The organism is Clostridioides sp. ZZV14-6154, from assembly GCF_020657785.1.
Classification (GTDB): Bacteria; Bacillota; Clostridia; order Peptostreptococcales; family Peptostreptococcaceae; genus Clostridioides.
This window is the reverse complement of the sequence record NZ_JAGWCY010000006.1, coordinates 42,974-67,535: the sequence shown is the minus strand read 5'-3', so window position 1 is coordinate 67,535 and position 24,562 is coordinate 42,974. Positions and strand designations below refer to the sequence as shown.

At 29.9% G+C, this 24,562-nt stretch carries 30 protein-coding genes; 22 read left to right on the top strand and 8 right to left on the bottom strand.

The features are described 5' to 3' along the window. Nucleotides 1–33: 33 nt before the first annotated feature. The 3 genes from KGF45_RS13280 to KGF45_RS13270 all read left to right on the top strand — a co-directional run bounded on the left by KGF45_RS13280 (nucleotide 34) and on the right by KGF45_RS13270 (nucleotide 2,672). Nucleotides 34–621, top strand: a complete 588-nt coding sequence (locus KGF45_RS13280) for a hypothetical protein (RefSeq protein ID WP_227842717.1) — start codon at nucleotides 34–36, stop codon at nucleotides 619–621. Nucleotides 622–973: 352 nt separating this feature from the next. Continuing rightward, nucleotides 974–2,056: an Rpn family recombination-promoting nuclease/putative transposase gene (locus KGF45_RS13275; protein WP_227828738.1), complete on the top strand. Its 1,083-nt coding sequence runs from the start codon at nucleotides 974–976 to the stop codon at nucleotides 2,054–2,056. 310 nt (nucleotides 2,057–2,366) lie between these two features. Beyond that, on the top strand, nucleotides 2,367–2,672 hold the full coding sequence (locus tag KGF45_RS13270) for a hypothetical protein (protein ID WP_227842716.1): 306 nt from the start codon (nucleotides 2,367–2,369) through the stop codon (nucleotides 2,670–2,672). 126 nt (nucleotides 2,673–2,798) lie between these two features. Here KGF45_RS13270 and KGF45_RS13265 read toward each other — a convergent pair whose 3' ends face one another. Then, nucleotides 2,799–3,104, bottom strand: coding sequence for a hypothetical protein (locus KGF45_RS13265; protein WP_227842715.1), 306 nt, complete (start codon nucleotides 3,102–3,104; stop codon nucleotides 2,799–2,801). 432 nt (nucleotides 3,105–3,536) lie between these two features. Here KGF45_RS13265 and KGF45_RS13260 point away from each other — a divergent pair, with 432 nt between their 5' ends. The 18 genes from KGF45_RS13260 to KGF45_RS13175 all read left to right on the top strand — a co-directional run bounded on the left by KGF45_RS13260 (nucleotide 3,537) and on the right by KGF45_RS13175 (nucleotide 18,949). Beyond that, nucleotides 3,537–4,547: a choline/ethanolamine kinase family protein gene (locus KGF45_RS13260; protein WP_227828735.1), complete on the top strand. Its 1,011-nt coding sequence runs from the start codon at nucleotides 3,537–3,539 to the stop codon at nucleotides 4,545–4,547. 85 nt (nucleotides 4,548–4,632) lie between these two features. Beyond that, nucleotides 4,633–5,841: an ethanolamine utilization protein EutH gene (locus KGF45_RS13255; protein WP_227828734.1), complete on the top strand. Its 1,209-nt coding sequence runs from the start codon at nucleotides 4,633–4,635 to the stop codon at nucleotides 5,839–5,841. Nucleotides 5,842–5,893: 52 nt separating this feature from the next. Then, complete coding sequence (gene speB, locus KGF45_RS13250; RefSeq protein WP_227828733.1) at nucleotides 5,894–6,853, top strand: agmatinase; 960 nt, start codon at nucleotides 5,894–5,896, stop codon at nucleotides 6,851–6,853. Nucleotides 6,854–7,011: 158 nt separating this feature from the next. Further along, nucleotides 7,012–8,142: a 1-propanol dehydrogenase PduQ gene (locus KGF45_RS13245; protein WP_227828732.1), complete on the top strand. Its 1,131-nt coding sequence runs from the start codon at nucleotides 7,012–7,014 to the stop codon at nucleotides 8,140–8,142. 27 nt (nucleotides 8,143–8,169) lie between these two features. Further along, nucleotides 8,170–8,520: an ethanolamine utilization microcompartment protein EutS gene (gene eutS / locus KGF45_RS13240; protein WP_227828731.1), complete on the top strand. Its 351-nt coding sequence runs from the start codon at nucleotides 8,170–8,172 to the stop codon at nucleotides 8,518–8,520. Between the two features lies 1 nt (nucleotide 8,521). Next, nucleotides 8,522–8,974, top strand: coding sequence for a EutP/PduV family microcompartment system protein (locus KGF45_RS13235; protein WP_227828730.1), 453 nt, complete (start codon nucleotides 8,522–8,524; stop codon nucleotides 8,972–8,974). 62 nt (nucleotides 8,975–9,036) lie between these two features. After that, entirely contained in the window at nucleotides 9,037–10,470 is a 1,434-nt protein-coding gene (gene eutA / locus KGF45_RS13230) for an ethanolamine ammonia-lyase reactivating factor EutA (RefSeq protein ID WP_227839199.1), read from the top strand. Nucleotides 10,471–10,486: 16 nt separating this feature from the next. Then, entirely contained in the window at nucleotides 10,487–11,851 is a 1,365-nt protein-coding gene (locus KGF45_RS13225; RefSeq protein ID WP_227828728.1) for an ethanolamine ammonia-lyase subunit EutB, read from the top strand. A gap of 12 nt (nucleotides 11,852–11,863) precedes the next feature. Next, nucleotides 11,864–12,757: an ethanolamine ammonia-lyase subunit EutC gene (eutC, locus tag KGF45_RS13220; protein ID WP_227828727.1), complete on the top strand. Its 894-nt coding sequence runs from the start codon at nucleotides 11,864–11,866 to the stop codon at nucleotides 12,755–12,757. Between the two features lie 21 nt (nucleotides 12,758–12,778). Continuing rightward, on the top strand, nucleotides 12,779–13,432 hold the full coding sequence (gene eutL, locus KGF45_RS13215) for an ethanolamine utilization microcompartment protein EutL (protein ID WP_227828726.1): 654 nt from the start codon (nucleotides 12,779–12,781) through the stop codon (nucleotides 13,430–13,432). Nucleotides 13,433–13,438: 6 nt separating this feature from the next. After that, entirely contained in the window at nucleotides 13,439–14,083 is a 645-nt protein-coding gene (locus KGF45_RS20295; protein WP_285891647.1) for a BMC domain-containing protein, read from the top strand. 2 nt (nucleotides 14,084–14,085) lie between these two features. Further along, complete coding sequence (locus tag KGF45_RS13205) at nucleotides 14,086–15,555, top strand: acetaldehyde dehydrogenase (acetylating) (RefSeq protein WP_227828725.1); 1,470 nt, start codon at nucleotides 14,086–14,088, stop codon at nucleotides 15,553–15,555. A 60-nt stretch (nucleotides 15,556–15,615) separates the two neighbouring features. Beyond that, the gene (locus KGF45_RS13200; RefSeq protein ID WP_227828724.1) at nucleotides 15,616–15,903 is read left to right on the top strand and encodes a BMC domain-containing protein; all 288 of its coding nucleotides are present in this window, start codon (nucleotides 15,616–15,618) and stop codon (nucleotides 15,901–15,903) included. Between the two features lie 98 nt (nucleotides 15,904–16,001). Further along, nucleotides 16,002–16,763: a cobalamin adenosyltransferase gene (locus tag KGF45_RS13195; protein WP_227842714.1), complete on the top strand. Its 762-nt coding sequence runs from the start codon at nucleotides 16,002–16,004 to the stop codon at nucleotides 16,761–16,763. Nucleotides 16,764–16,776: 13 nt separating this feature from the next. Further along, nucleotides 16,777–17,403, top strand: a complete 627-nt coding sequence (eutD, locus tag KGF45_RS13190; RefSeq protein WP_227828722.1) for an ethanolamine utilization phosphate acetyltransferase EutD — start codon at nucleotides 16,777–16,779, stop codon at nucleotides 17,401–17,403. Nucleotides 17,404–17,427: 24 nt separating this feature from the next. Beyond that, nucleotides 17,428–18,129 carry a TIGR02536 family ethanolamine utilization protein gene (locus tag KGF45_RS13185; protein ID WP_227828721.1) on the top strand — a complete coding sequence of 234 codons (702 nt, stop codon included), beginning with the start codon at nucleotides 17,428–17,430 and terminating at the stop codon, nucleotides 18,127–18,129. Nucleotides 18,130–18,141: 12 nt separating this feature from the next. Then, the gene (locus KGF45_RS13180) at nucleotides 18,142–18,414 is read left to right on the top strand and encodes a EutN/CcmL family microcompartment protein (protein WP_227824686.1); all 273 of its coding nucleotides are present in this window, start codon (nucleotides 18,142–18,144) and stop codon (nucleotides 18,412–18,414) included. A 61-nt stretch (nucleotides 18,415–18,475) separates the two neighbouring features. Next, nucleotides 18,476–18,949 (top strand): cupin domain-containing protein, encoded by a 474-nt coding sequence (locus KGF45_RS13175; protein ID WP_227828720.1) that lies wholly within the window; start codon nucleotides 18,476–18,478, stop codon nucleotides 18,947–18,949. A 72-nt stretch (nucleotides 18,950–19,021) separates the two neighbouring features. Here KGF45_RS13175 and KGF45_RS13170 read toward each other — a convergent pair whose 3' ends face one another. Continuing rightward, nucleotides 19,022–19,852, bottom strand: a complete 831-nt coding sequence (locus KGF45_RS13170) for a MerR family transcriptional regulator (protein WP_227842713.1) — start codon at nucleotides 19,850–19,852, stop codon at nucleotides 19,022–19,024. A gap of 303 nt (nucleotides 19,853–20,155) precedes the next feature. Here KGF45_RS13170 and KGF45_RS20155 point away from each other — a divergent pair, with 303 nt between their 5' ends. Further along, nucleotides 20,156–20,287 (top strand): hypothetical protein, encoded by a 132-nt coding sequence (locus KGF45_RS20155; RefSeq protein WP_255287817.1) that lies wholly within the window; start codon nucleotides 20,156–20,158, stop codon nucleotides 20,285–20,287. Between the two features lie 114 nt (nucleotides 20,288–20,401). Here KGF45_RS20155 and KGF45_RS13165 read toward each other — a convergent pair whose 3' ends face one another. The 6 genes from KGF45_RS13165 to KGF45_RS13140 form a co-directional block, all read right to left on the bottom strand. Then, the gene (locus KGF45_RS13165) at nucleotides 20,402–20,686 is read right to left on the bottom strand and encodes a DUF3795 domain-containing protein (protein ID WP_227828718.1); all 285 of its coding nucleotides are present in this window, start codon (nucleotides 20,684–20,686) and stop codon (nucleotides 20,402–20,404) included. Nucleotides 20,687–20,701: 15 nt separating this feature from the next. Then, entirely contained in the window at nucleotides 20,702–20,959 is a 258-nt protein-coding gene (locus tag KGF45_RS13160) for a TfoX/Sxy family protein (protein ID WP_227828717.1), read from the bottom strand. 55 nt (nucleotides 20,960–21,014) lie between these two features. Next, entirely contained in the window at nucleotides 21,015–21,530 is a 516-nt protein-coding gene (locus KGF45_RS13155) for a GNAT family N-acetyltransferase (RefSeq protein ID WP_255618322.1), read from the bottom strand. A 432-nt stretch (nucleotides 21,531–21,962) separates the two neighbouring features. Beyond that, a complete protein-coding gene (locus KGF45_RS13150) occupies nucleotides 21,963–22,700 on the bottom strand; it encodes an ABC transporter permease (protein WP_227828716.1) in 738 nt (245 codons plus the stop codon). 11 nt (nucleotides 22,701–22,711) lie between these two features. Further along, nucleotides 22,712–23,473, bottom strand: coding sequence for an ABC transporter permease (locus tag KGF45_RS13145; protein ID WP_227828715.1), 762 nt, complete (start codon nucleotides 23,471–23,473; stop codon nucleotides 22,712–22,714). Further along, nucleotides 23,473–24,387 (bottom strand): ABC transporter ATP-binding protein, encoded by a 915-nt coding sequence (locus KGF45_RS13140; protein ID WP_227828714.1) that lies wholly within the window; start codon nucleotides 24,385–24,387, stop codon nucleotides 23,473–23,475. The genes KGF45_RS13145 and KGF45_RS13140 overlap by 1 nt, the downstream gene beginning before the upstream one ends. Between the last annotated feature and the right edge of the window lie 175 nt (nucleotides 24,388–24,562).

The following is a 24,562-nucleotide window of genomic DNA, read 5'->3' as shown; positions in this document are numbered from 1 at the left end:
AAGGAGGAAAATATTATGGTAGATTCTAATCAAATGACTTTTCAGGAAGTAGCTAATACTCTTAAAAAATTGGGTATTCATGGCATTACAGATGAAGCAATTAAACATCTTGAAGATACTTGGAACATCATGCCATCAGAGGTATTAGATTCAATGAATAAAACAGCCATGCTTTTAACCATTCTTGGCAGGGGTTCTTATGATTACAATACTGGGATATGGACACCTAAATCTTCTCAAGTATACAGTTTTGATGTAGAAGGACATGATATGTATACCATATTTCTGCAAGGAATTTTATCTATTAGTAATAATGAATTTGAAATCACACAAATTGTAGAAGATACAAGCCAAGTAGATTTCAATCAAGGAACTGGCATGCAGACAATAAGTTTTTACTACAATGGTAATCCGTATATGTGTGAAGTAGAAGTTAATCATGACTGGTTTAATGAAAAAATGCTATATTTTATGAATGAAGTTTTTGAAAAAGAAAAAAATATCAAACAGTTATTTTTCATGGGAGATGGTTATCAGGAGTGTATTGTTTTTTACTGTACAGAAGACTGGGCTAAGATTTTTACTGAGAAAACAGGATGCACATTGTATAATAAAGAATAATATCAATCGTATTAGCTTTAAATATTTATATAATATATCTAATAATCAATCGTGAGTAATAAGATTTTTAGTAGGAATAATCTTATTGTAATATATTATAAATAAGCTCTAATATAAAATGTTACTGATAGAGTGTCTTATTTGTGATTCTTAAAAATCATGGATAACATGCTCTATTTTATTTTAAAAAATACAAGTTTGGACAATAATAAATATAAGAGAAAATAAAGCTAATTTTAACCAATAAAACCTTAAATTACATTTGTAAATAATACAAAAAATAGGAGGTAAGGATGTAAAAAGCAAGATTAATCAATAAATAATTGATATAATAAAAGAAAGTGGTGTTGGGATGAAATATGGCTTAGAAATTGGAAAAACTGCAAAAGAGTATAGAAGAACCATAGTTGAAGAAAAAGATAGAGAATGGACAAGTAAAATAAATGATATATTAAAAAAAGATATTTTTTCTAATGAGGAGCTAGACAAACTTAGAAATCTAATTCCAAAAGAAATATTAACAGATGAAAATATTGGTCAAGTTATAACAGAAGATGGTTATGCTAAACCTGAATATGATGAAGTATTTAAATCACTATTTACCTTACATAATGACTATGATTTACTATCAAATTTCATAAATGATATTATAAAATATGCTCCAAATGCCAATAAAAACATTAAGCCATTTACACAAATCAAGAAGATAATCAGAGTTGAAACGGACCCAACTATTAATTATATTGGCGAGAAAAGACCTAGATTAGACATTTTAGCCGAGGATGAAGAAAAGAATCATATAAATATTGAAATGCAAAGAGCCCTTGAAGATGACTATGGAGAAAGAGCTGAGTATTACTTAAATCTTGTACATGGAAAGAAATTAGAAGAAGGCAAGAAATATAAAGATATTGGAAAAACTATTGGAATACATATACTAAATCATGTAAAATATAGGCAAATAGATGATTATGTAAATTGTATGAGATTAACTATGGATGGTCATCCAGAGATTTATTCAAAGAAAACAGTGCTGTATTTTGTAGAGCTTCCTAAGATTAATAGACATGATAACATAGTAGATAGAATTATATTATGGGGAAAACTTATCAATAATCCTTCTAACTTGGATGTCAGGGTTATAGCTAAGAATGATACTATTGTTAAAAAGGCATTAGATAGGTTAAAGGAATTAGGTAGTAATGAAGAATATTTATTAAATCTGAAAAGAGGTGCTTACATTATGGATAGAAGTAGAAGTTTTAGAGAAGAAGTTTTAAGAGAGGGAATAGAAATAGGAAAAAATGAAACAACTTTACAAATAAATCGTAAATTTATCATAAGGTTGAAAGACAAGGGACATAGTCTAAAGGAAATTTATGAACTAGTTGATTTGAGTAAGAATGAGATTGAAGAAATTTATAATCAAAATTAATAATTAAAAAAATATTGGTTATTTAGCTGTTATTTTCTTTATATATAATATATAAATGTATATAAAAGGTTGTGAATAGATTTTTATAAAATAAATTTATTTACAAGCCTTCTAATATATAAAACTATACAGGTTAGATTAATATTTATATAAAAATTGGGATGATTTTAATATGAAAAATAAATTTAAATAGAATGAAAAATTATTTTTTAATAATGCTTCCAAAAACACCCAATTGAATATATAATGTAACTATAAAAGCAAGATATTTTTATAGTAGTGGTTAATTCTCTAATGAGGAGGGTGTAAAATGGCTAGTATGATTATGGAAGTTGTAGGAGCATTATTTATAGTAATTGGATTAATTTTGACAGTTATTGAGATAAAAGGAAATTTCCCTTCTTTTTATGGTTTTGGTCAGAATGCTATAGGTAAAAATGCTATAGGAATTATAGTAGCAGGAGTAGCATTAATTTTCTTTAGAAATGGTATAGACAGTATAGATTCTATAGCTACTTATGGTATATTTTTAGCGATAGAACTTGTTGTAATCTCTGCATATTTCTTAATAAGAAAAAAGTTTTGTAGAGAAGATAAAAATTTAAGAGTTAATTAATAAAGTTGTCTACTATAAAATTAGAAAATTCAAAAAATAAAAGATTGCTTTTAATTATTTAAAATTCAAGAAACTATATTCTATACAAAACAGAATGTGGTTTCTTTTTTTAGTCATGTGGCACTATTAAGCACTTTTCGATAGATTTCCAATAACTATCATAAAGGTTTTTTTGTGCAATTCCATAATTTTCTTTCGTGTCAAACTCCCAATAAAGCATATACTTAACGCTTTTACAATGCGAGTAAGTTTGGGAGGAGGAAGCCCCTCTTTAATTTGTTCTAAGTCTATGTGATACTCTCTTTTGGTAAATCGAAGTAAAAGTAACCCCTCTTGCTTTTCTAAAAAACTCTTAACTTCAAGCATAAGCGTTTCAAACTCGTCCACCTTTTGTGGCTTGACTTGATAAACACATATTTCAGTAAATGGCATATTAAATTCCCCCTTAACATAGTTCAATTTTATCATAAGGAATATGACATAAATATATTACATTATTCTATATTCTATTTATTTATGTGAAAATTCGAAATTATATAATATATTTTACAATATCTTTTCTTATTTTAGATTTTGAATTTTCTTTTATTTATTTAGATGCTCATAGACCTTCTGCTATTCTAATTCCAAAATCATTATTTTTTACAAAACTTTCAAAATCCATTTTGAGATAACCCCTTTTTTATTTGCACAAATAGAGATAAAACCCAAAGAATATATAAAAAAATTCATTATAACAAAAAATTAAACAAAAATAGTGTTGACCTTTGTGTTGCACAAAGATATAGAATTCTAATCAAAGGGAAATGGTTTTTAATAGAAAAAGTTTTAATCAAAAACAAATCATACAAAGGAGAAATTATTATGAAAAATGAAAGTATAAGAGAAAATATGTCAGTATTTGGAGAGGTAATACAACCGTATGAAATTCAAGATTTCCTTAGGTTAATTAATTTAACAAAAACAGCATTTAGCCAAGAACTTAGCAAAATAGAAATAATGCCAGGCGGGCTTACAAATAAAAACTTTAAGCTTGAGATTGAAGATGGCACTCAAATAGCAATGCGTGTGGCAGGAGTAGGGACAGCAGGATATATAAATCGTCCAGCAGAAAAGCACAATGCTTCTTTAATGTCATGTCTTGGAATAGCTCCAGAAATATATTACTATGACCCAAAAACAGGTTCACAACTTTGTGAATTTATAAAATCAGATACAATGCATGCAGAGGATTTTATAAATAATTCAGATGTAGTTATGAAATCAGCAGAAATTATGAGAAAATACCACGATAGTGGAATGGAGTTTAAAAGTGTATTTAACCCAATAGCTAAGATGAAAGAGTACTTACAAATACTTAAAGAAAATGGATTTGATAAGAGATACGATGGATGGGATAGTATAACAGAAAAAGTAGATATAATAGAAATTGCTTATCAAAATAACCCACAAAAATTAGTTCCTTGTCACAATGATACACTAGCAGAAAACTTTATGTATGATGGAAAAGTTATGCGTGTAATAGACTGGGAATACGGTGGAACAAATGATAGATTTTACGATATGGCATGTGTGTGCGTAGAAAATCCTCTTCCAAAAGATAAAGAAGAGCTTTATGTAAGAACATACTTTGGTGGAGAACCAACAGAAGAGCAAAGAGCAAGATTACTTACAAGTAAGTTTTTAGTTAATGCACATTGGTCTTTATGGTCATTAGTTCAAATAACATATGGTAAAGACCATGACTTCTATTGGGAATATGGAAGAACTCGTGCAGCTGATTGTATAGAATTTATGAAGGATGAAAACTTTGACCATTACTTAGATATAATAAATGACCCTAACTTTACAGAATCTGTAGAGACACTAGCATAAGAAGTATTTATTAGCATAAGAAATATAATAAAAATTAAGTAATAAAGAGCTGATTAATGTTTTTAGTACATAGGGGGTATACTGTATGGAATTATTAGGAGACTCAGTACTGTATATCATCATGGCTTGTTGTGTAGCTGGAGGATTAGCAAAGATTTTCAAAGAAGAATCAGAGCTAGCCAAATCTTTTGATGAAGGCTTACATACTATGGCAACGATGTTTATACCAATAGTAGGTCTTATGGTATCTGTTCCGTATCTAAAAGTCGGGGTAGAGAAAATATTTGGAAAGTTGTTTAGTATGTTTGGCGCAGACCCAGTGGTAGCAGCAGCTATGATTATGCCACCAGATTGCGGTTCATATGCTTTAGCTATAGAGATTGGGAAAACGAGTGAAATATTAGTGATAGTATTAGCAGTTGGATTTATGTGTGCATCTACAGTGGCATTTAATATTCCAATAGGACTTTCAATTTTAGATAAAAAAGATTACAAGTACTTAGCTTTAGGAGCTATGTCTGGATTTTTATCAGTACCTTTTGGAGTATTCACGTCATATATGGTTGCATTACTTACAAATCCTACGATACGTACGACACTTTCTACAGTAGGAAGTTCTAACTATACATTAAATTTAAGTATGCTAATGATTTTCCAAAATCTAATTCCTATTGTTGTGGTGTGTGTGTTGCTTGCATTAGGGTTAAAGTTGTTCCCTAATGGAATGATAAAAGGATTCATGTATTTTGGAAAAGGTCTTACAAGCATATTAATAATAGTCGTAGTATCATCTATTGTTGAACACTATACAGGTATTTTCACTAAAGTATTTGGGAGTTGGGGATTTGACCCAATGTTTGCAGATGAGAAAGAAATGTTTAGGTCTATTGAGCTTCTAGGGAGTATTGCAATGATGCTTTGTGGAGCATTTCCAATGGTTTACCTTATACGTAAGTATTTTAAAAAGCCACTGGAAAAACTTGGTTCAATAGCTGGACTAGATAGCGCAGGTAGTGCTGGATTAGTTGCATGTATGGCAAATGGTATCGCAATTTTTGGACTAGTTAAAGATATGAAACCGACAAGTAAAGTAATATCTATGTCATTTTTAGTTTGTGCAGGATATTCTTTAGGAGATTTTATAGCTTTCAATGTCAATTTTCAACCAAACTTGGTTATTGCAATACTTGTTGGTCAAATCGTAGGTGGAGTAATAGGTATAATATTTGCAAAGTTAATTGCAGTTCCATACGTTCTTAAGATGGAAAAAGAAGATGGTGTATCTGAAGCTTAAAATAAATTTGATAAAAAAATAACAAAAATAATAAAAATTGGGGAGAGTATTTATGATTAAATATAAAACAATAAATTCTTTAAAATCACCTAGATTTGCAGGAATTAAAACATTCATGAGATTACAAAATGTAGTTACAACAGACGATGTAGATTTTGCTGTTCTTGGTATACCATTTGACTCATGTGCTACATTTAGAGTTGGTGCTAGATTTGGTCCATCATCAATAAGAGAAATGTCAGTTCTAGGTTGTAAACCATATAATCCAGTTCTTGATGTTGGTATATTTGACTATTGTTCTGGGGTAGACTATGGTGATTTAGGCTCTGTGCCAGGATATGTAGAAGATACATTTGATGTAATTACAGAGGGTATGTTACCTATCTTTGAAAATGGTGTAATTCCAATAGCTATGGGAGGAGACCATAGTGTAACATTACCAGAATTAAGAGCTTGTCATAAGGTTCATGGACCAGTTGCTTTAATACACTTTGACTCTCATTATGACACAATAGCAGAATATTTTGGAAAGCCTTATAGTCATGGAACACCTTTCTACCATGCTGCTAAAGAAAACCTTGTTGATACATCTAAATCAATTCAAGTTGGAATAAGAGAAGGTTATTATGGTGAAGAAGATAAGTATCATTCAACTGATTTAGGATATGAAGTTTTAAAAGCTGTTGAATGTCATAAGATGACTACAGAAGAAATAATAGAAAGAATTAAACAACGTGTTGGTGATTCAAAAGCATTCCTTACATTTGATATAGATTTTGTTGACCCAGCATATGCACCAGGGACAGGAACTCCTGTTATAGGTGGATTCTCATCTGCCCAAACATTAGAAATAATAAGAGGATTAAAGGATTTAAATATAGTAGGCTATGACCTTGTTGAAGTTGCGCCACAATATGATGCTGGAAATGTTACTTCACTTACAGCTGCGGGTATAATGTATGAATTTATATCTCATATAGCTTATAAGAAAAAGCATAACATAAAGTATTAATATACAAGATTCTTGACTTTACTAAAATCCAATATTTACTAAAATAATGTCATAACGAAATATTGAAAGCTTAATAAAAGCTCCATAGGTTGTTCTGTGGGGCTTTTGCTTAACAATTGTTTAATTTTAAATAAGTTTTTATAAAAGAGGAGATTAGATTGAATAATTTTGAAATAAAAACCAAAGTAAAATTTGGAGTAGGTTCTTTAGAATACTTACAAGAGATAAAAGGTAAAAAAGTATTGGTTATAACAGACCCTTTTATGGTTAAATCAAAAACTATAGATAAAATCTTGGTAAATTTAAAACACAGTACATATGAAGTATTTAGTGATATAGTACCAGACCCACCTATAGATACAGTAGTACAAGGCATCGAAGTATTAAAAAATATAAAGCCAGATACAGTAATAGCTTTAGGTGGAGGTTCTGCAATAGATGCAGCTAAAGCTATAAAGGACTTTTCAAAGCAAATTTTAAGAACTAATGAAATCGAATTTATTGCTATACCAACAACAAGTGGAACTGGCTCAGAAGTAACATCATTTTCTGTAATAACAGATAAGCAAAAAGGTGCAAAGTATCCTCTAGTGTCAGATGAATTAATTCCAGATATAGCGATACTAGACCCAGAGTTGGTTAAAACAGTACCAGATTTTATAACAGCAGATACTGGAATGGATGTTTTGACACATGCATTAGAAGCATATGTATCAGTAAATGCTAATGATTTTTCTGATGCACTTGCTGAAAAGGCAATAAAACTAGTATTTGAATATTTATTGAAAGCATATAAGGATGGAAATGATTTAGAGGCTAGAGAAAAAATGCATAATGCATCTTGTCTAGCAGGAATGGCATTTAATCAAGCATCATTAGGAATAAATCACTCCATAGCGCATGTTCTAGGTGGAAAATTTCATATACCACATGGAAGAGCAAATGCAATATTATTGCCACATGTAATAGAATACAATGCTAATATCACAGGATATTCGAATACAGACTACTCATTATCAGCAAAAAAATATGCACAAATATCAAAGTTAATAGGTCTTAGTACTTCAAATACAAGAAGTGGTGTGAAGAGTTTAGTTAATGAAATAAAAAAGCTACAAAAAGAATTAAACATGCCAATTAAATTGAGAGAATGCAATGTAAGTTTGGAAGAATTAAGTAATTTACAGAGTGAAATAGCAGTTTTGGCTATTCAAGATGGATGCACTAATGCAAATCCTAAAGTTCCCATAGAAGAAGACATAATAGAAATACTAAATAAAATCAAGTAAAAATGTAATAAAAATTAGGGGGCAAAATTGAGCGAAGAAACTAAACAAAGAATTATACAAGAATATGTTCCAGGAAAGCAAGTAACACTTGCTCATATAATAGCTAATCCAAATGAGGATATATACAAAAAGTTAGGATTAATACTAGATAGAAAAGATGCAATCGGTATTCTTACAATAACGCCGAGTGAAGCTTCAATAATAGCAGCAGATGTGGCAACAAAATCATCAGATATATCGCTTGGATTTATAGATAGATTTAGTGGGTCTTTAGTAATATCTGGAGATGTAAGTTCTGTAGAATCTGCATTAAATGAAGTATTAGAAGTGTTAGGTGAGATGTTGAATTTTTCATCAACTAAGATAACGAGGACATAAAATGAAAAATATAATTTTTATGGGAAAAACAAGTAGTGGAAAGACTACTCTTTGCCAAAAACTAGATGAACTAGAGATTCGATATAAGAAAACACAGTCAATAGAAATTTATAAAAATGCAATAGATACCCCAGGTGAATATATGGAAAATAGAGCATTGTATAACGCTTTAATAACTACAGCTGTAGATGCTAAAGTAGTGGCTATAGTTTATGATGCAACTCAAGAAGAAAATTATATGGCACCAGGCTTTGCAAGTATATTTTGTAAAGAAACTATAGGCATTATGACTAAGATAAATAAATTAGATAAAAATCAAATAGATTTAGGAATAGAAAGATTAACTTTAGCAGGAGTCAATAAAATATTTAAAGTAGACACAATAGATGATGTAGGTATAGATGAGTTATTTGAATATTTAAATGAGATAAGGTCATTGGAAGAAAAATATTGATAGTCTATAGAACAATCTAACTTCTTTGTTTAAGAAATGCTTTTAAATTATGAGGTGAGAAAATGAGAGAAGAGTTATTAAGTGTTGGGATAGATATTGGGACAAGTACTACTCAACTAATATTTTCTAAATTGATAGTTGAAAACACTGCATCTAGTTTTTCAGTACCTAGGATAAGTATAATAGACAAAGAAATTGTATATAAAAGTGAAATATACTTTACACCTCTTATCTCCAACAATGAGATAAATGGAAATGAAATAAAAAACATAGTTGATAGTGAATATAAAAAAGCAAATATATCTAAAGAAGACATACATACAGGTGCAGTTATTATAACTGGTGAAACAGCTAGAAAAGAAAATGCAAATTATGTACTTCATAATTTAAGTGGATTTGCAGGAGACTTTGTGGTGGCAACAGCAGGACCAGATTTAGAAAGTATCATATCTGGTAAAGGAGCAGGGGCTCATATTTATTCTAAAAATCATTCAACTAGTGTTGTAAATCTAGATATAGGTGGCGGAACTAGTAATTTAGCTTTATTTAAAAGAGGTGAAGTCTTAGATACTGGTTGTCTAGATATAGGTGGGAGACTTATAAAAATAGACAAGCATAGCAAAAAAATAACTTATATATCACCTAAGATAGAAAAAATCATAAAAGATTATAATTTAGGTCTTCAAATAGGAACTATAGCAACTATAGAAAACACAAAGCCAATAATAGATATAATGGTTGATTTAATACTACAAAGTATAGGAATAAAAAAGAAAACAAGTCTATTTGAGTTTATAGTAACCAATAAATCTATAAATTTAAGTGAAAAGATAGAGAACATATCTTTTTCTGGTGGGGTCGCTGATTACATCTACTATGATAAAAACATAGATGAATATTTTAAATATGGAGACTTAGGTATTTTATTAGGGCAAGCAATAAAAAATTGTGAGGAACTAAAAAAAATAAATGTAATAACTCCATTAGAGACTATTAGAGCTACAGTAGTAGGTGCTGGTTCTCATACGACTGAAGTAAGTGGAAGTACTATAACTTATACAAGTGAGGATTTTCCACTTAAAAATCTACCTGTTTTAAAACTATCAAGAGAAGAAGAAACTAGCGATGAAAAGGCATTAAGTGAAAGTATAAAAAATAAGTTAAATTGGTTTAAGTTAGAAAATGACTTACAAAAAATTGTTATAGCTATAGAAGGAAGCAAGAATCCAAGCTTTTTAGAAATACAAGAGTATGCACGTGGATTAGTAAGTGGTATGAAAGAAATTATAGAAAATGACTTGCCATTTGTAGTAATTATAGAAAATGACATGGCAAAAGTACTAGGACAATCTATTTGTGCAGTTTTAGATTACAAAAAAGATATTATTTGTATAGATAGTATTAAGGTTGAAAATGGAGACTACATAGATATTGGAAAGCCAATAGCTGAAGGTAAAGTGTTACCTGTAGTAATAAAGACATTAGTTTTTAATTAAAAAAGGGGGTAAGGAGATGATTTTAAAGACAAAATTATTTGGGCGTACTTATCAGTTCAAAGGGCTATATGACGTAATGGCAAAAGCAAATGAAGAAAAGTCTGGTGATAAGCTAGCTGGTCTTGCAGCTCAAAGTGCCGAAGAGAGAGTTGCAGCGAAAGTAGTTTTATCTCATATAAAATTAGAGGATATAAGAAACAATCCCGCAGTTCCTTATGATGAAGATGAGGTCACAAGAATAATTCAAGATGGTGTAAATGAAAAAGTTTATAGTGAAATAAAGGACTGGACTGTTTCAGAACTTAGAGAGTGGCTATTAGATAGTGAAACAAGTAGTTTAGATATAAAAAGAATATCAAGAGGATTAACTTCAGAAATGACAGCAGCAGTTGCAAAGCTAATGTCAAATATGGACTTAGTTTATGCAGCCAAAAAAATTAAAGTTACAGCTCATTGTAATACAACAATAGGCGAAGAAGGTACTCTATCAGCTAGACTTCAACCAAACCATCCAACAGATGACCCAGATGGGATACTTGCCTCACTTCTAGAAGGATTGACTTTTGGAATAGGTGATGCCGTACTTGGATTAAACCCAGTTGATGATTCAGTTGAAAGTGTAACTAAAGTACTAAAGAGATTTGAGGAAGTAAAACAAAAATATAAAATACCTACTCAAACTTGTGTGTTAGCTCATGTTACGACACAAATGGAAGCTATAAGAAATGGAGCTCCAACAGATTTAATATTCCAATCGATAGCTGGTTCTGAGAAAGGAAACGAAGCTTTTGGATTCAATTCAGCAACGATTGAAGAAGCAAGAAATTTAGCTTTAAAGCATGGGACAGCTACTGGTCCAAATGTAATGTATTTTGAAACAGGGCAAGGTTCGGAGCTTTCTTCAGAAGCACATCATGGAATAGACCAAGTTACTATGGAAGCTAGATGTTATGGATTTGCTAAAAAGTTTGAGCCGTTTTTAGTAAACACAGTAGTTGGATTTATAGGACCAGAATATCTATATGATGCAAAGGAAGTAATGAGGGCAGGACTAGAAGACCACTTTATGGGTAAATTACATGGATTACCAATGGGTGTTGATGTTTGCTATACAAACCATATGAAAGCAGACCAAAACGATATGGAAAATTTAGCCATATTATTAACTACAGCTGGATGTACATATTTTATGGGAATACCTCATGGAGATGATGTAATGCTTAACTACCAAACTACAGGATACCACGAGACAGCATCACTTAGAGAAATGTTTGGACTTACAGGAATAAAAGAGTTTGATGCTTGGATGGAACAAATGGGCTTCTCTAAAGATGGTAAATTAACAGAAAAAGCTGGAGATGCATCAATATTATTAGGGTAGGAGGTCTTAAGTATGAATGAAAAAGATTTAAAAGCATTAGTAGAGCAGTTAGTAAATCAAATGGCTGGTCAAATCGATTCTAGTGTTATAAATGAAGTTGTTGAAAATACAGTGGACAAAGTAAATAAAAGTACAGTAGATGATGATGCTTGCATAGAAGATATAACGGAAATAGATTTAAAAAAGCAATTATTAGTAAAAAATCCTAAGGATGCAGAAGCCTATTTAGATATGAAATCTAAAACTCCTGCAAGAATAGGTATAGGTAGATGTGGAGCTAGATATAAAACAGAAACAGTTTTAAGATTTAGAGCAGACCATGCTGCTGCACAAGATGCCGTTTTCTCTTACGTAGATGAAGATTTTGTGGAAAATAGCAACTTAATAAAAATAGAAACTTTATGTAAGGATAAAGATGAATTTTTAACTAGACCAGACCTTGGAAGAAAATTTTCAAGTGAAACTATAGATTTTATAAAAACGCAAATAGGTACAAATCAAAAGGTATTAATAATGGCAGGTGATGGACTAAGTTCAGCTGCTATAGAAGCCAACTCAAATGATTGTATTATGGCTATAAAGCAAGGTTTAAAGATGTATGGAATTGAAGTAGGAGATATTGTATTTGTTAAACATTGTAGAGTTGGGGCTATGGACCATTTAGGTGAAGAGTTAGGTTGTGAAGTGGTATGTGTGTTAATTGGAGAAAGACCAGGTCTTGTTACAGCAGAATCTATGTCAGCATATCTTACATACAAGCCTAAAGTTGGTATAGCAGAAGCTAAGAGAACAGTGGTATCAAACATCCATAAAGGTGGAACTACTGCTGTTGAAGCAGGTGCACATATAGCTGAACTTATAAAAACAATTTTAGATAAGAAAGCTTCTGGAATTGATTTAAAATAATAACTTAAAGGAGTACAAGTTATGAAAAATGATATAATTCGTCCTAAAATATTGGGAATTAAAATGATTTCAAACGTAAGTCCAGAAATTGCACAAAAGCTAGAATTAAATTCAGACCATAAAAGTTTAGGGTTTATAACTGCTGATTGTGATGATGTGACATATACTGCCCTTGATGAAGCAACAAAAGCTTCAGAAGTTGATGTTGTATATGCAAAGTCAATGTATGCAGGAGCTACAAATGCTTCAACAAAACTTGCTGGGGAAGTATTAGGTATAATAGCAGGACCAAGCCCAGCTGAAGTAAGAAGTGGATTAAATGCAGTAGTTGATTTTCTAGAATATGGATCAACTTTTATAAGTGCAAATGATGATGATTCAATAGTATATTATGCTCACTGCGTATCTAGAACAGGAACATATCTTTCTAAAGTGGCAGGAATCAATGAAGGAGAAGCCATAGCTTATTTAGTAGCACCACCTTTAGAAGCTATGTATGCACTAGATGCAGCATTAAAAGCAGCAGATGTAAGTCTATGTGAATTATTTGCACCTCCAACTGAAACAAACTTTGGTGGAGCATTGCTTACAGGGTCTCAATCAGCTTGTAAAGCAGCTTGTGATGCTTTTGCTGAAGCTGTTAAATCTGTAGCTGATGACCCAACAAGGTTTTAAAGATAAATGAATGCTGTAGGTTTAATAGAAGTAATAGGATATGTTGCTGCAATAGAGGCATGTGATGCATGTGTAAAGTCTGCTAGTGTAAATATACTTAGCATTGACAAAGTAGGAGCGGGAATAGTTACATTAACAATAGTTGGAGATGTAGGAGCAGTTAAATCAGCTATAGAAGCTGGAGAAGTGGCCGCAAATAAAGTTGGAGTATTAAGAGCAACTCATGTAATACCAAGGATACATAAAGAAGTAGCTGATAATTTATTGAAAAAAGAAGAAAGAGCTACTCAAAAATATAATAAAGTTAGCGAAATACCAATCAAAGAAAATATGAAGATAGAAGAAAATAAAGATACAAATACAGAAACTTTAGAAAAAGATGTGAAAATTGAAGAAAATACAAATATAGAAACTTTAAGAGAAGATATAAAAGTTGAAGAAAACGAAAATGGAAATATAGAAACTTTAGAAGAAGTAAAACCAGTAAGAGATGGGGTTACTAATAATAGAAACTTACTAAACATGAATGTAAAAGAACTAAAAAATTTAGCTAGAGAATACAATTCTTCTTTGACTAATAAAGAATTAAACTCTTTGAAAAAAGAAGACCTAGTAGATTTAGTTGATAAATTGATTAGAGAGGATAAATAGATATGGAAATTTTAGATAAAGATTTATTATCTATACAAGAAGTTAGAAATCTTGTAAAAAAGGCTAAAGAAGCTCAAGTTAAACTTTCTAGAATGAGCCAAGAACAAATAGATAAAATAGTTAAGTCAATAGCAGATGCAGCATATGAAAATGCCGCTAAATTAGCTAAAATGGCCAACGAAGAAACTGGATTTGGAAAATATGAAGATAAAATAGTTAAAAATACATTTGCATCTAAAATGTTATATGAAGCCATAAAAGATATGAAGACTATTGGGATAATAGGTGAAAATAAAGAAGAAAAAACAGTTGATATAGCTACACCAGTAGGAGTAGTAGCAGGGCTTATACCATCAACAAATCCAACATCAACAGTAATCTACAAAGCTATGATTTCTATAAAATCAGGAAATTCAATAATTTTCTCACCACATCCAAATGCAAAAAAATGTATACTTGAGACTATAAAAATAATAAGTGAGGCAGCTATAAAAGCAGGGTGTCCAGAGGATATTATATTAGGTATAACTAATCCTAGCCTTAAAGGTACTAATGAATTAATGAAGCATAAAGATACTAAACTTATTTTAGCAACTGGTGGAGAAGCTATGGTTAGAGCTGCTTATTCATCAGGAACACCTGCCATAGGTGTAGGACCAGGAAATGGACCAGCATTTATAGATAAGAGTGCAGATATTAAGTTAGCAGTTAAAAGAATATTAGATTCTAAAACTTTTGATAACGGTGTAATATGTGCATCTGAACAATCTATAATAGTAGAAAAATCTATGGAAGAGATAGTTGTTAATGAACTGAAAAATCAAGGAGCTTATTTCTTAAATGAAGAGGAAAGTGAAAAGCTGTCTAAATTTATATTAAGAGCAAATGGAACAATGAATCCTCAAATAGTTGGAAAGAGTGTAGAAACACTTGCTAAATTAGCTAATTTAAGTAATGTGCCAAGTTATGCTAAAGTGCTTATAGCAAGAGAATCTAGAGTAGGAAATGATGTAGCTTACTCTAGAGAAAAACTGACTCCAATACTTGCATTTTATGTAGAGGAAAATATTGAATCTATTATGCAAAAATCTAGAGAGATACTTTTAAACGAAGGTGCTGGTCACACATTCTCAATGCATGCTAATGATGAGGAACTTGTAAAGAAATTTGCACTTAATATGCCAGTATCAAGAATAATAGTAAATGCACCATCTGCACTTGGAGGAATAGGAGGAGCAACAAACTTATCACCTGCCTTAACACTAGGGTGTGGAGCTATAGGTGGAAGTTCAACTTCAAATAATGTAGGACCATTAGATTTATTAAATATAAAGAAAATAGCTTATGGAGTTAAAGAAATAGAAGAACTTAGAGGCACAAATTCTAAAGTAGAAAAATCAATATTTGACTCTATGGATAGAGAAGAGCTAATAAATGTATTAGTAAAAAAGATAGCTTTAGAGCTATGTTAGATTTTAAAAAACTAAAATAATTTTAAAAAATATTAATATAAAATTTTGGAGGTAAGAATTATGGCAAACGCAAACGCATTAGGGATGATAGAAACTAAAGGATTAGTAGGAGCAATAGAAGCAGCAGACGCAATGGTTAAGGCTGCCAATGTTCAATTAGTTGGAAAAGAGCAAGTAGGTGGAGGTTTAGTTACAGTAATGGTGAGAGGTGATGTTGGAGCTGTTAAAGCTGCTACAGATGCAGGTGCTTCTGCTGCTGAGAGAGTTGGAGATTTAATATCTGTTCATGTTATACCAAGACCACACTTTGAAGTAGATGCTATATTACCAAAAGTAAATGTTGACTAATAGGTTATATAGTAAATAAAATTTAAATTTGATAAAAAGGGGATGTCAATATATTTTGAGGAGTCCCCTTTTATACATCTAATAGGAGATGTGATAAAATGAGTGTTTTAACAGAAAATCAAATAAGAAAAGAAATGCGCGAAAACAAAGGGAATATAACTGAATATTACATTGAAAAAGGTCAGATTATAACTCCTTTAGCAAAGTCTTATTTAGCTGAAAAAAAAATTGAAATAAAATATATTGATAATATTTCAAATACAAACAATGAAAATAAGGAAGTCATAAAAGAAACTGTAAAAGAAGAATCTTATAAATACAAAACTGTATTTGGAGCTAAGTTAAATGAAAAGCCAGAACATATGACTCATTTAAATGGAAATATATTAGTATTTAAAGACCATAAGAGGATAATTTTAAGAGGCAAAATAGACTCATTAGAATCAAAAATACTAGAGGTTCAAGTTTTATGTAACAAAAAAGGTCTGGGAAAATTAGTAAATGAGTTACAAGAAATATTAGAGTTTATAAGGAAGATAATGAGATGTGAAGTGTTAGAAGAAAAATTAGATAGCTTTAAGCTTTTAGGTCTATCTGAAAAAGAGTTGAGAGAACAATCTCATAATCCTAAAAAATATTTTGGTATAGGTCATGAATTTCCAACTTATAAAATGGGTGAAGAAGTAGTACTTATAAATAGTATAAGAACTAGTACTAGGGAAGCTGAACTCTGTGCATATGAAGCGTTTAAAGGTGAATATGGAGAAGTTGAGAGAGAAGATTTAATAAAAGCTCTTAATAGATTGTCATCAGTGTTCTGGATTATGATTTATAAAATAAGAACTGGACAATACCAGTAGTTGGGGGATATTTATGGAAAACCTATTAAATGAAATAGTACAAGAAGTAGTAAGTAGAGTTAAAAAAGAAGTATTTATAGAAGTTGAAGCATCAGGAAGACATGTACATTTAAGTGAAGAAGATGTAGAAAAACTATTTGGCAAAGGATATACATTAACAAAATTAAAAGATTTATCTCAACCAGGTCAATATGCTTGTAAAGAAAGAGTTACAATAATTGGACCAAAAAGTACATTAAAAAATGTTGTAGTTCTTGGACCTTGTAGAAAGGAAACACAAGTAGAAATATCTTTAACAGATGGTTCTATATTAGGATTGAAGCCACCAATAAAGCAAAGTGGAGATTTAGAAAATACCTTAGGTATTAAAATAGCTACAGAAAAAAGGGAAATTGAACTTCAAAAAGGTCTTATGGTAGCAAAAAGACATATACATATGTCGATAGAAGATGCCAAAAAATTTAATGTGGTAGACAATGAGATAGTTGAAGTTAAAGTATTTGGAAAAAGACCTTTAATATTTGATGATGTAGTTGTTAGAGTTAGTGATAAGTTTAAAACTTATATGCACATAGATTACGATGAGGCAAATGCATGCGCATTTTCAAAAGGAAGTATTGCAAAGATAATAAAGAGATAGCTATACACCTAGAAAGGAAAGCTTATGGATTATAACAATCTTATAGAGATTATAGTAGAAGAACTTTACAAAAAAATAAATATTACGAATATTGGTTGTATAGAAAATGAAAATAGAAAAAAATTAGTTATATTATATGAAAATGATAAAAGTAAATTTGATTTATTAAGTGATAAGTTTAATATAGAAATATTTGATAATGATACAAAAGATTGTGATGTAGTAATAGTATCAAAACTTTGTATGAGAGGTATTTGCAATTTAGCATTAGGAAATAGTTTTTCAAATGAAGAAAGATTTCTATTAAAAATGCTTATGAAAGGTAAGAAAGTATATGTGTTAGATGGAGGAATAGAATACAAACTCTATAAAGACACTGCACCTAAAACACTATACAATAAATACAGAGCGTATGAAGATGGTATTTGTAAATATGGAGTAAAGATTATAAAGGATTTAAATGAGATAACATTAAGTGAAGTAGCGTTTAATGAAATAGCATTTAGTGAGGAAAAGTTTAAAAAAGAAATATTGAATGAAGAAAAAGTAAAAATAGATGATAAGTTTAGCATAGATTTGACGCATAAAAGGCTTATATCGGAGTCTGATTTGAGAAAGCCTATGATAAATGGAACTAAGGATATTATCGTAAGTCAAAATAGTATAATAACTCCATTAGCTATGGATTTTATAAGAATACATAATATAACAGTAAAAAGAATATAGTGGAGGAGACTTATGGAGATAGGAAAAATAGTTGGTAATGTATGGGCAACAAGAAAAGATGAAAAGTTAAATGGACAAAAATTCTTAGTTGTGAAACTATTAAATGCTAAAGATACATATAAAGAAGGCTTTTTAGTAGCTGCAGATAATGCAGGGGCAGGGAATGGAGATTTAGTCCTTATAACGAGAGGCTCTGCTGCCAGAACTTCAATAGAAAGACAGAGTGTTCCAATAGATGCAACTATAGTTGGAATAGTCGATTCTCTTGAATTTGCGGATGAGTAACAGATGAGTAAAAGTATTGATGCTATAGAGTTTAATATAAGAGTTAAGGAGGTAATAAGAGATGGATATAAGTACGTTAGATAAAGATATATTGGAAGTATTAGTTAGACAAATAATAGAAGAAAATTTAAATGGTTCTAAAAATAATGTGGATTTTGATAGACACAAAGATATAAGTGGAATAACTTCTATAAGATTACCAAGAGTAAAGGTAGATGAAAGTAATAGATTAGATACTGGCAATCCAAATGATATAGTTTATACAAAAGATTTATTTACCTTAGAAGAAAGTCCAAGATTAGGTTGTGGAATTATGGAAATGAAAGAAACAACTTTCGATTGGACATTAAATTATGATGAAGTAGACTATATAATAGAAGGAACTTTAGACATATTAATAGATGGCAGAAAGATAACAGCATCTGAAGGGGAGCTAATACTTATACCAAAAGGAAGTAGTATAAAGTTTTCAGTACCTAATTATGCTAGGTTTATATATGTAACATACCCAGCAGATTGGGAATCACAAAAGTAAGTAAAAAGACTATGGAGAAAAGTAAGTAAAAAGGCTATGGTAAGCTAACAATCATAGCCTTTATGTAATAGACTATATTTTTTTTACTGGAACTTGAATTTCCATAAGCGTTTCATTTAAGTAACTAGTAAGAGTCACATCTATTTTAAATATCTGATAAATATCACCATTAAGGCATAGGTTGTGTTCACTCATATACTCTTTTATAAAATCAAAAGACGGATGGTATCTTTCAAGTTCATCACCATCATAATACATAGAAAGATATAATCCACCTGGAACAAGCTTTTTTAAAGAGGACTGTACATCGTTGTCTTCTACGAATATAAATGGAGATAGAGGAATATAATCTTGCGATTCGTCTAAAATCGAATCATTACCATAAGCACCCACTCTATCGCTTGCAACAATTGGAGCAATCTCATTTAAATGAGATTCTAATTCAGTTACAGCAAGAGCTAATTCATGAGGTCCACCAGTTGGTTTATCAAAGGTAATCATATATCTATCTGGAAGTGTAAGCTCTGTAATTGTATTTACTGGAGATAGAGAATTTAGTTGTTTTAAAAATTCAACTTTTTTATTTAATACCTTTTCAAGTTCTATTTTTTCTCTGATTTCTGAGTGAAGTGTTTCTTGGTATTTTTCAAAAATTTCAATAGATTTTTGGAAATTTCTGTCATTAAAATAACTTGTAATATCATTGATACACATTCCTAATTGTCTTAATTCTTTTACAGTTCCTAACTCTTCGTATTGAAGGATAGAGTAATATCTATATTTAGTATTAGGGTCTACATAGTTAGGTTTTATAAGATTTATTCTGTCGTAATATCTTAGTGTTTCACTTGTAAGATTTCTAAGTTTTGCTAATTGGGTAATTGACAAAAGTTTATTATGCACAATATTTACCTCCTATTTTAAGCTAAAAATTTTAAAAGGAAAGATAGGTTTTTAATAGACGTCATATAAGGTGTTTAAATAAACTTTTTAGGAAAATGTAAACTAATTTAATTTGATAATACTAAATTATATTAATTTTCTTAACATAATAATCATACCAAAAAACAGGCAAAAAGTGAAGTATAAAGAATTGATTTTCTATGACCATTTTTATGGGAAAGTAAATATTGATTAAATGATAAAGTGTCTGGTATTACTTAGATTAAAAGCAATTAATTTATTTTATTAAAAGGCATACAATTATTGGAAAGACTAAAAGATAATTATGAAAGAGCTAGAAATAACTATGAAAGACTAAAAGATAACTATAGAGAATTAAAGAATAATTATAAAAGGCTAAAGAGTGATTATGAAAGAGTTAAATATAAGATATAAAGGAGCTAAATATCAGTTTTGAGTAATAATTAAAACTATTTACTTAGCTCTTTTATAATACATCACTCATCATATGTATCTTAAAATAATATGTATTTCAATCCATGAATTAGATTAATTAAGAGAATCATTTAAAGCTTTTTCTTCATTTAGCCACTTTCTGCATTGTTCAATCTTTATTGTAGGGTCAAAACCTTGGTCTTTTCCCATATTTGAAAGCATATCACAAGGGAAAGTATCACATTCTCCACAATGGTTAAGTTCTTTGCTTTCACAGCAAGTCTTAACCTTACATTCACCACCCCAAAATGGGCCTTTCATTTGAGTACATCCTTTACAATTTACTTTCTCTTTTCTTGTACAACTATTACAGAGTACACCACATCTTGATTCAAACATATAAACACTCCTTTTCTAACACTTAAATATATTATAAAATTCTTTTAATTCTTCCTTTTCATCTGAAGATAATTGACTTTTTCTGATGCCTTGAATTGCAGCTTCTAATGAATATAGACGGTTAATACATGCAGAAGCATCAATAGATTTTATTTTTAACCATGCCTGTTTGCTACCTATTTCCTTTAACTGTTCATAGTTTGTGATTCCAACTTGGTTTAATTGACCCTCAACTACAGGACCTATATTTGGCAATTTAGAAAGTTCACCCATCATATCACTCCTTATCTCTTGAATATTCAACAAAATTACTAATCATAATTTATAACTACTGTTCAAAAAACTCCTTTGCATATTCTACAACACCAGATACTTCTTTCAACCCATTGTCTAGTAGTTCTATAGCCATAAAATTTTCATCTGGTACTTCAAATGGAGCTTTTATATTAAACTTACTTGCCACTTGATAGCCAAACTTAGGATAATATTTGTCATGACCTAAAACTACACAACCTTTATATCCTTTTGACTTTGCAATTTTATGTCCTTCTTCAATTAACTTTGAACCTATTTTTTTACCTTGAACATTAGGAGAAACTGCTATTGGTGCTAGTGCAAGTAGTACATCATTTTTAACCTTTATTTCTGTAAATAGAATATGCCCAACTATATTTCCATCGTCTTCAGCTACAAGTGAAAGTTCTGGAACAAAGCTAGTACTATTTCTTAATCGATTAACAAGGTTTTGTTCATCATGGTCAGAAGAGTCTTCATTTGCAAATGCAGACTTAACAACTTCATATACTTTATTTTTGTCACTGGCTTTTTCTTGTCTAATTATCATTTTAATTTATCCTCCTGTGGATTAAGGCTAATTCTAGAAAATAAAATAGCAATGTACTATAGTCTTATCACTAGTTTTATCATCTTTTATTATAACTTTGCTCTTTTACAATTCGTATAAAATATAAATAATCTTTTCTTCTTCTCCTTCTTTTTATTTACAATTATTTACCAATTTAGTAATTTGTTTTCAGTCATATTATTAGATTGAATTTCATTTATACATATTATATTTTATATTAATAAACAAGGGAAGAGTAGATACTAAAAATAGGTGAATTTTTAGAAGTAAGTATCGATTTCCCATGTTTGTTCCATAATTTCTTTTTTTAAAGATTATAAATAATATATTTGAATTACTTATCATATATACTTTATTTATTATAATACAAAAGGGTGACGCCATCTTGTCATATATACTTTTATTATAATATTAAGATATAACATCATTTTTTCTAAAGTTTCTCTTAGCGATTTCAGAAAATATTATAGTAGTAGCAAATGCAACACATATTGTAACTATAGTATCGTTAACATTTAAAGCAGATTGCTTTATAATACCCATAGCACTTCCTAACATAGAGTATGGGAAAAATATTCCAATAGAAGGTTGTGCTACTAGTAAGCCCATTCCAAATAGAGAAAGGCAAAGACTGATACCAATAGGAGTAGCAAAACTTCTAATCTTTATAGATAGGTATAGTTGTATAGAAGCTATTGAAATGGAAATAATCCAACCCTTAACAATCCAGCCAGCAAGTTCATTAGGTACACTTTGGGAAAATCCAATCATATTTCCAGCAACTATGTAAAAAATAACAAAAACAATTTGAGTAATAGCTGTAAGTATTGAAATAACTATAAGCTTAGATAAAAAAATATTTTTTAAATTGATTGGAAGTGTCATTACATTATTCCAATTATGATTCATATGTTCAAGTCTACAAACATAGGCACAAAAGATTGCTATTAATATAGGAAAGAAAAACTCACCATAAAATAGACTAACTTGAGTCCACAAGCTATACCATTCTTTCTTAAGGACACCTTGATTTAGATAAAAGTTTCCAGAACCAATTAGCACACTTATAAGTGGCAAAGACAATAATATATACCATATAAAAGAATTTTTTAACTTTAGGATTTCTCCCAGAACTGATTTTCTTAACATTTAAATCCCTCCTATATTTCCTTATTTAATAAATGATTTTTTCCAATATAATAAATTAACATTCCAACAAAGAAGATTAAAACAGTCATTGAAAAATTCATATTTACTTTGTAAACTGATGAACCAAGGGCAGTGTCATAGGCATAATTTAGAGGCGTTAATTCTATGTAATAAGACCATATAAATAATCTACGAATACCTTGAAAAAATAATCCTGATGTTAAACCTATAAAGCTACCTAACATACCAAGCGTAACAGCAAGCATTTGATTTTGGAATACAGTTGCAACCCATTGGTGCAGTGCTATTATAGCTATACTAACAAGTATTGTGCCTAAGGTATATTTGATAATTAAGGACATGGAAAATGGTTCGATAAAGTCCTTAAAAGATGCAAAACCTAAAATAGCTAATATTTGTAAGAGTATAGATACTGATATTAAAATAGTTGAGCATAAAAATTTAGAAAAATAAATACTATTTAAGGGTGTAGCAGAAGCTTTTAAAAGTTTCCATGTATCTCCTTTATGCTCTATATCGCTTATTCGTGAAGTAATTATTGATATTAAAATAGGAAAAAATAATCCGTTTAAACTTGTAAAACTCATAATCATGTATGAATATTCAAATCCACTTAGCATGTCTGGATTTTTTGTAAGAGCTCTGTTTGAATTCATGATACACCACATTATCTCAACAGCTACAAATAAAAATGTCATCAAAATAATTTTCTTTCTTTTAATCTTATAGAATTCTAAACTAAGATATTTCATTATAAAGTCACCGCCTTGCCAGTAAGTTCAAGGAATATATCCTCTAAGCTCTTTTTATGTTCTTCTATTCTAAACACATCCATATTTGAATGTACAAGTATGTTATTTACTTTAGCTACATCCGTATCTTTTAAATTCTCAATAGTTAAATATCCATCTTGTATAAGTGACATATATCCTTGTGTATTTAAAAGTTTTTGAGCAGATATTGGATTTTGTGTTTTAATAGCAATATGACTTTGACCTTTATCATGAAGTTCTTTTATACTATCTTGAAAAACAAGTTCGCCATGATTTATTATTCCTATTGATGTGGCGATTTGGTCAATTTCACCTAGAAGATGACTGGAAATAAGAACTGTCATACCATATTTTTCTGGAAGAGATTTTATTAGTTCTCTAATCTCTTCAATTCCAGCTGGGTCAAGTCCATTTGTAGGCTCATCAAGTATCAATAATTTAGGAAACTTCATTATTGCCATGGCAATACCAAGACGTTGTTTCATACCTAGTGAATATTGACTGACCTTCTTATTCTTTTGATTTTCTAGTCTTACTATTTTTAAGGCTTCATGTATATTTTTTTTAGGTAAATCTAAAAGTCTTTGCATAATAGTCATATTTTCAAGTCCTGTCAAATGTCCATAGTATGATGGAGATTCTATCAATGAGCCAATGTCATTTAAGATTGATATCCTGTTTTTATCGTTTAATTCTTTGCCTAAAATACTAATATTTCCTTGTGTAGGCTTTGCAAGTCCAAGTAGCATTTTAAGAGTAGTGGATTTACCAGCACCATTAGGACCTAAAAAGCCATATACAGCTCCTTTTGGGACTCTAAGGTCTAAGTCTTTTACTCTAAATATTTTATTGTATTCTTTTGAAAGTCTGTTTGTCTTAATTATCATTTCCATATGTTTTATCCTCTTTTCTATAATTTAGTATGAATTTTTATGACTTACATATAGCATTGTTTGTAGCTTATATTAATACAATAAAGCACTTACATTTCAGCTAGCTGAAGTTTACCTTACAATAACCTTAAATAGTCTATTGAGGTAAAGTTATAAAAATGGGTATATGATATAC

Excerpts from the sequence above, each read along its gene's own strand:
- KGF45_RS13200 (WP_227828724.1), top strand. The coding sequence starts at position 15,616 with ATGGCAAACGCAAACGCATTAGGGATGATAGAAACTAAAGGATTAGTA.
- KGF45_RS13260 (WP_227828735.1), top strand. The coding sequence starts at position 3,537 with ATGAAAAATGAAAGTATAAGAGAAAATATGTCAGTATTTGGAGAGGTA.
- KGF45_RS13195 (WP_227842714.1), top strand. The coding sequence starts at position 16,002 with ATGAGTGTTTTAACAGAAAATCAAATAAGAAAAGAAATGCGCGAAAAC.
- KGF45_RS13155 (WP_255618322.1), bottom strand. The coding sequence starts at position 21,530 with ATGATAATTAGACAAGAAAAAGCCAGTGACAAAAATAAAGTATATGAA.
- KGF45_RS13150 (WP_227828716.1), bottom strand. The coding sequence starts at position 22,700 with ATGTTAAGAAAATCAGTTCTGGGAGAAATCCTAAAGTTAAAAAATTCT.
- KGF45_RS13225 (WP_227828728.1), top strand. The coding sequence starts at position 10,487 with ATGATTTTAAAGACAAAATTATTTGGGCGTACTTATCAGTTCAAAGGG.
- KGF45_RS13205 (WP_227828725.1), top strand. The coding sequence starts at position 14,086 with ATGGAAATTTTAGATAAAGATTTATTATCTATACAAGAAGTTAGAAAT.
- KGF45_RS13145 (WP_227828715.1), bottom strand. The coding sequence starts at position 23,473 with ATGAAATATCTTAGTTTAGAATTCTATAAGATTAAAAGAAAGAAAATT.
- eutL (WP_227828726.1), top strand. The coding sequence starts at position 12,779 with ATGAAAAATGATATAATTCGTCCTAAAATATTGGGAATTAAAATGATT.
- KGF45_RS20295 (WP_285891647.1), top strand. The coding sequence starts at position 13,439 with ATGAATGCTGTAGGTTTAATAGAAGTAATAGGATATGTTGCTGCAATA.
- KGF45_RS13270 (WP_227842716.1), top strand. The coding sequence starts at position 2,367 with ATGGCTAGTATGATTATGGAAGTTGTAGGAGCATTATTTATAGTAATT.
- KGF45_RS13180 (WP_227824686.1), top strand. The coding sequence starts at position 18,142 with ATGGAGATAGGAAAAATAGTTGGTAATGTATGGGCAACAAGAAAAGAT.
- KGF45_RS13165 (WP_227828718.1), bottom strand. The coding sequence starts at position 20,686 with ATGTTTGAATCAAGATGTGGTGTACTCTGTAATAGTTGTACAAGAAAA.
- KGF45_RS13275 (WP_227828738.1), top strand. The coding sequence starts at position 974 with ATGAAATATGGCTTAGAAATTGGAAAAACTGCAAAAGAGTATAGAAGA.
- KGF45_RS13235 (WP_227828730.1), top strand. The coding sequence starts at position 8,522 with ATGAAAAATATAATTTTTATGGGAAAAACAAGTAGTGGAAAGACTACT.
- KGF45_RS13185 (WP_227828721.1), top strand. The coding sequence starts at position 17,428 with ATGGATTATAACAATCTTATAGAGATTATAGTAGAAGAACTTTACAAA.
- KGF45_RS13255 (WP_227828734.1), top strand. The coding sequence starts at position 4,633 with ATGGAATTATTAGGAGACTCAGTACTGTATATCATCATGGCTTGTTGT.
- KGF45_RS13265 (WP_227842715.1), bottom strand. The coding sequence starts at position 3,104 with ATGCCATTTACTGAAATATGTGTTTATCAAGTCAAGCCACAAAAGGTG.
- KGF45_RS13160 (WP_227828717.1), bottom strand. The coding sequence starts at position 20,959 with ATGGGTGAACTTTCTAAATTGCCAAATATAGGTCCTGTAGTTGAGGGT.
- eutA (WP_227839199.1), top strand. The coding sequence starts at position 9,037 with ATGAGAGAAGAGTTATTAAGTGTTGGGATAGATATTGGGACAAGTACT.
- KGF45_RS13140 (WP_227828714.1), bottom strand. The coding sequence starts at position 24,387 with ATGGAAATGATAATTAAGACAAACAGACTTTCAAAAGAATACAATAAA.
- KGF45_RS13175 (WP_227828720.1), top strand. The coding sequence starts at position 18,476 with ATGGATATAAGTACGTTAGATAAAGATATATTGGAAGTATTAGTTAGA.
- KGF45_RS13280 (WP_227842717.1), top strand. The coding sequence starts at position 34 with ATGACTTTTCAGGAAGTAGCTAATACTCTTAAAAAATTGGGTATTCAT.
- speB (WP_227828733.1), top strand. The coding sequence starts at position 5,894 with ATGATTAAATATAAAACAATAAATTCTTTAAAATCACCTAGATTTGCA.
- eutC (WP_227828727.1), top strand. The coding sequence starts at position 11,864 with ATGAATGAAAAAGATTTAAAAGCATTAGTAGAGCAGTTAGTAAATCAA.
- eutD (WP_227828722.1), top strand. The coding sequence starts at position 16,777 with ATGGAAAACCTATTAAATGAAATAGTACAAGAAGTAGTAAGTAGAGTT.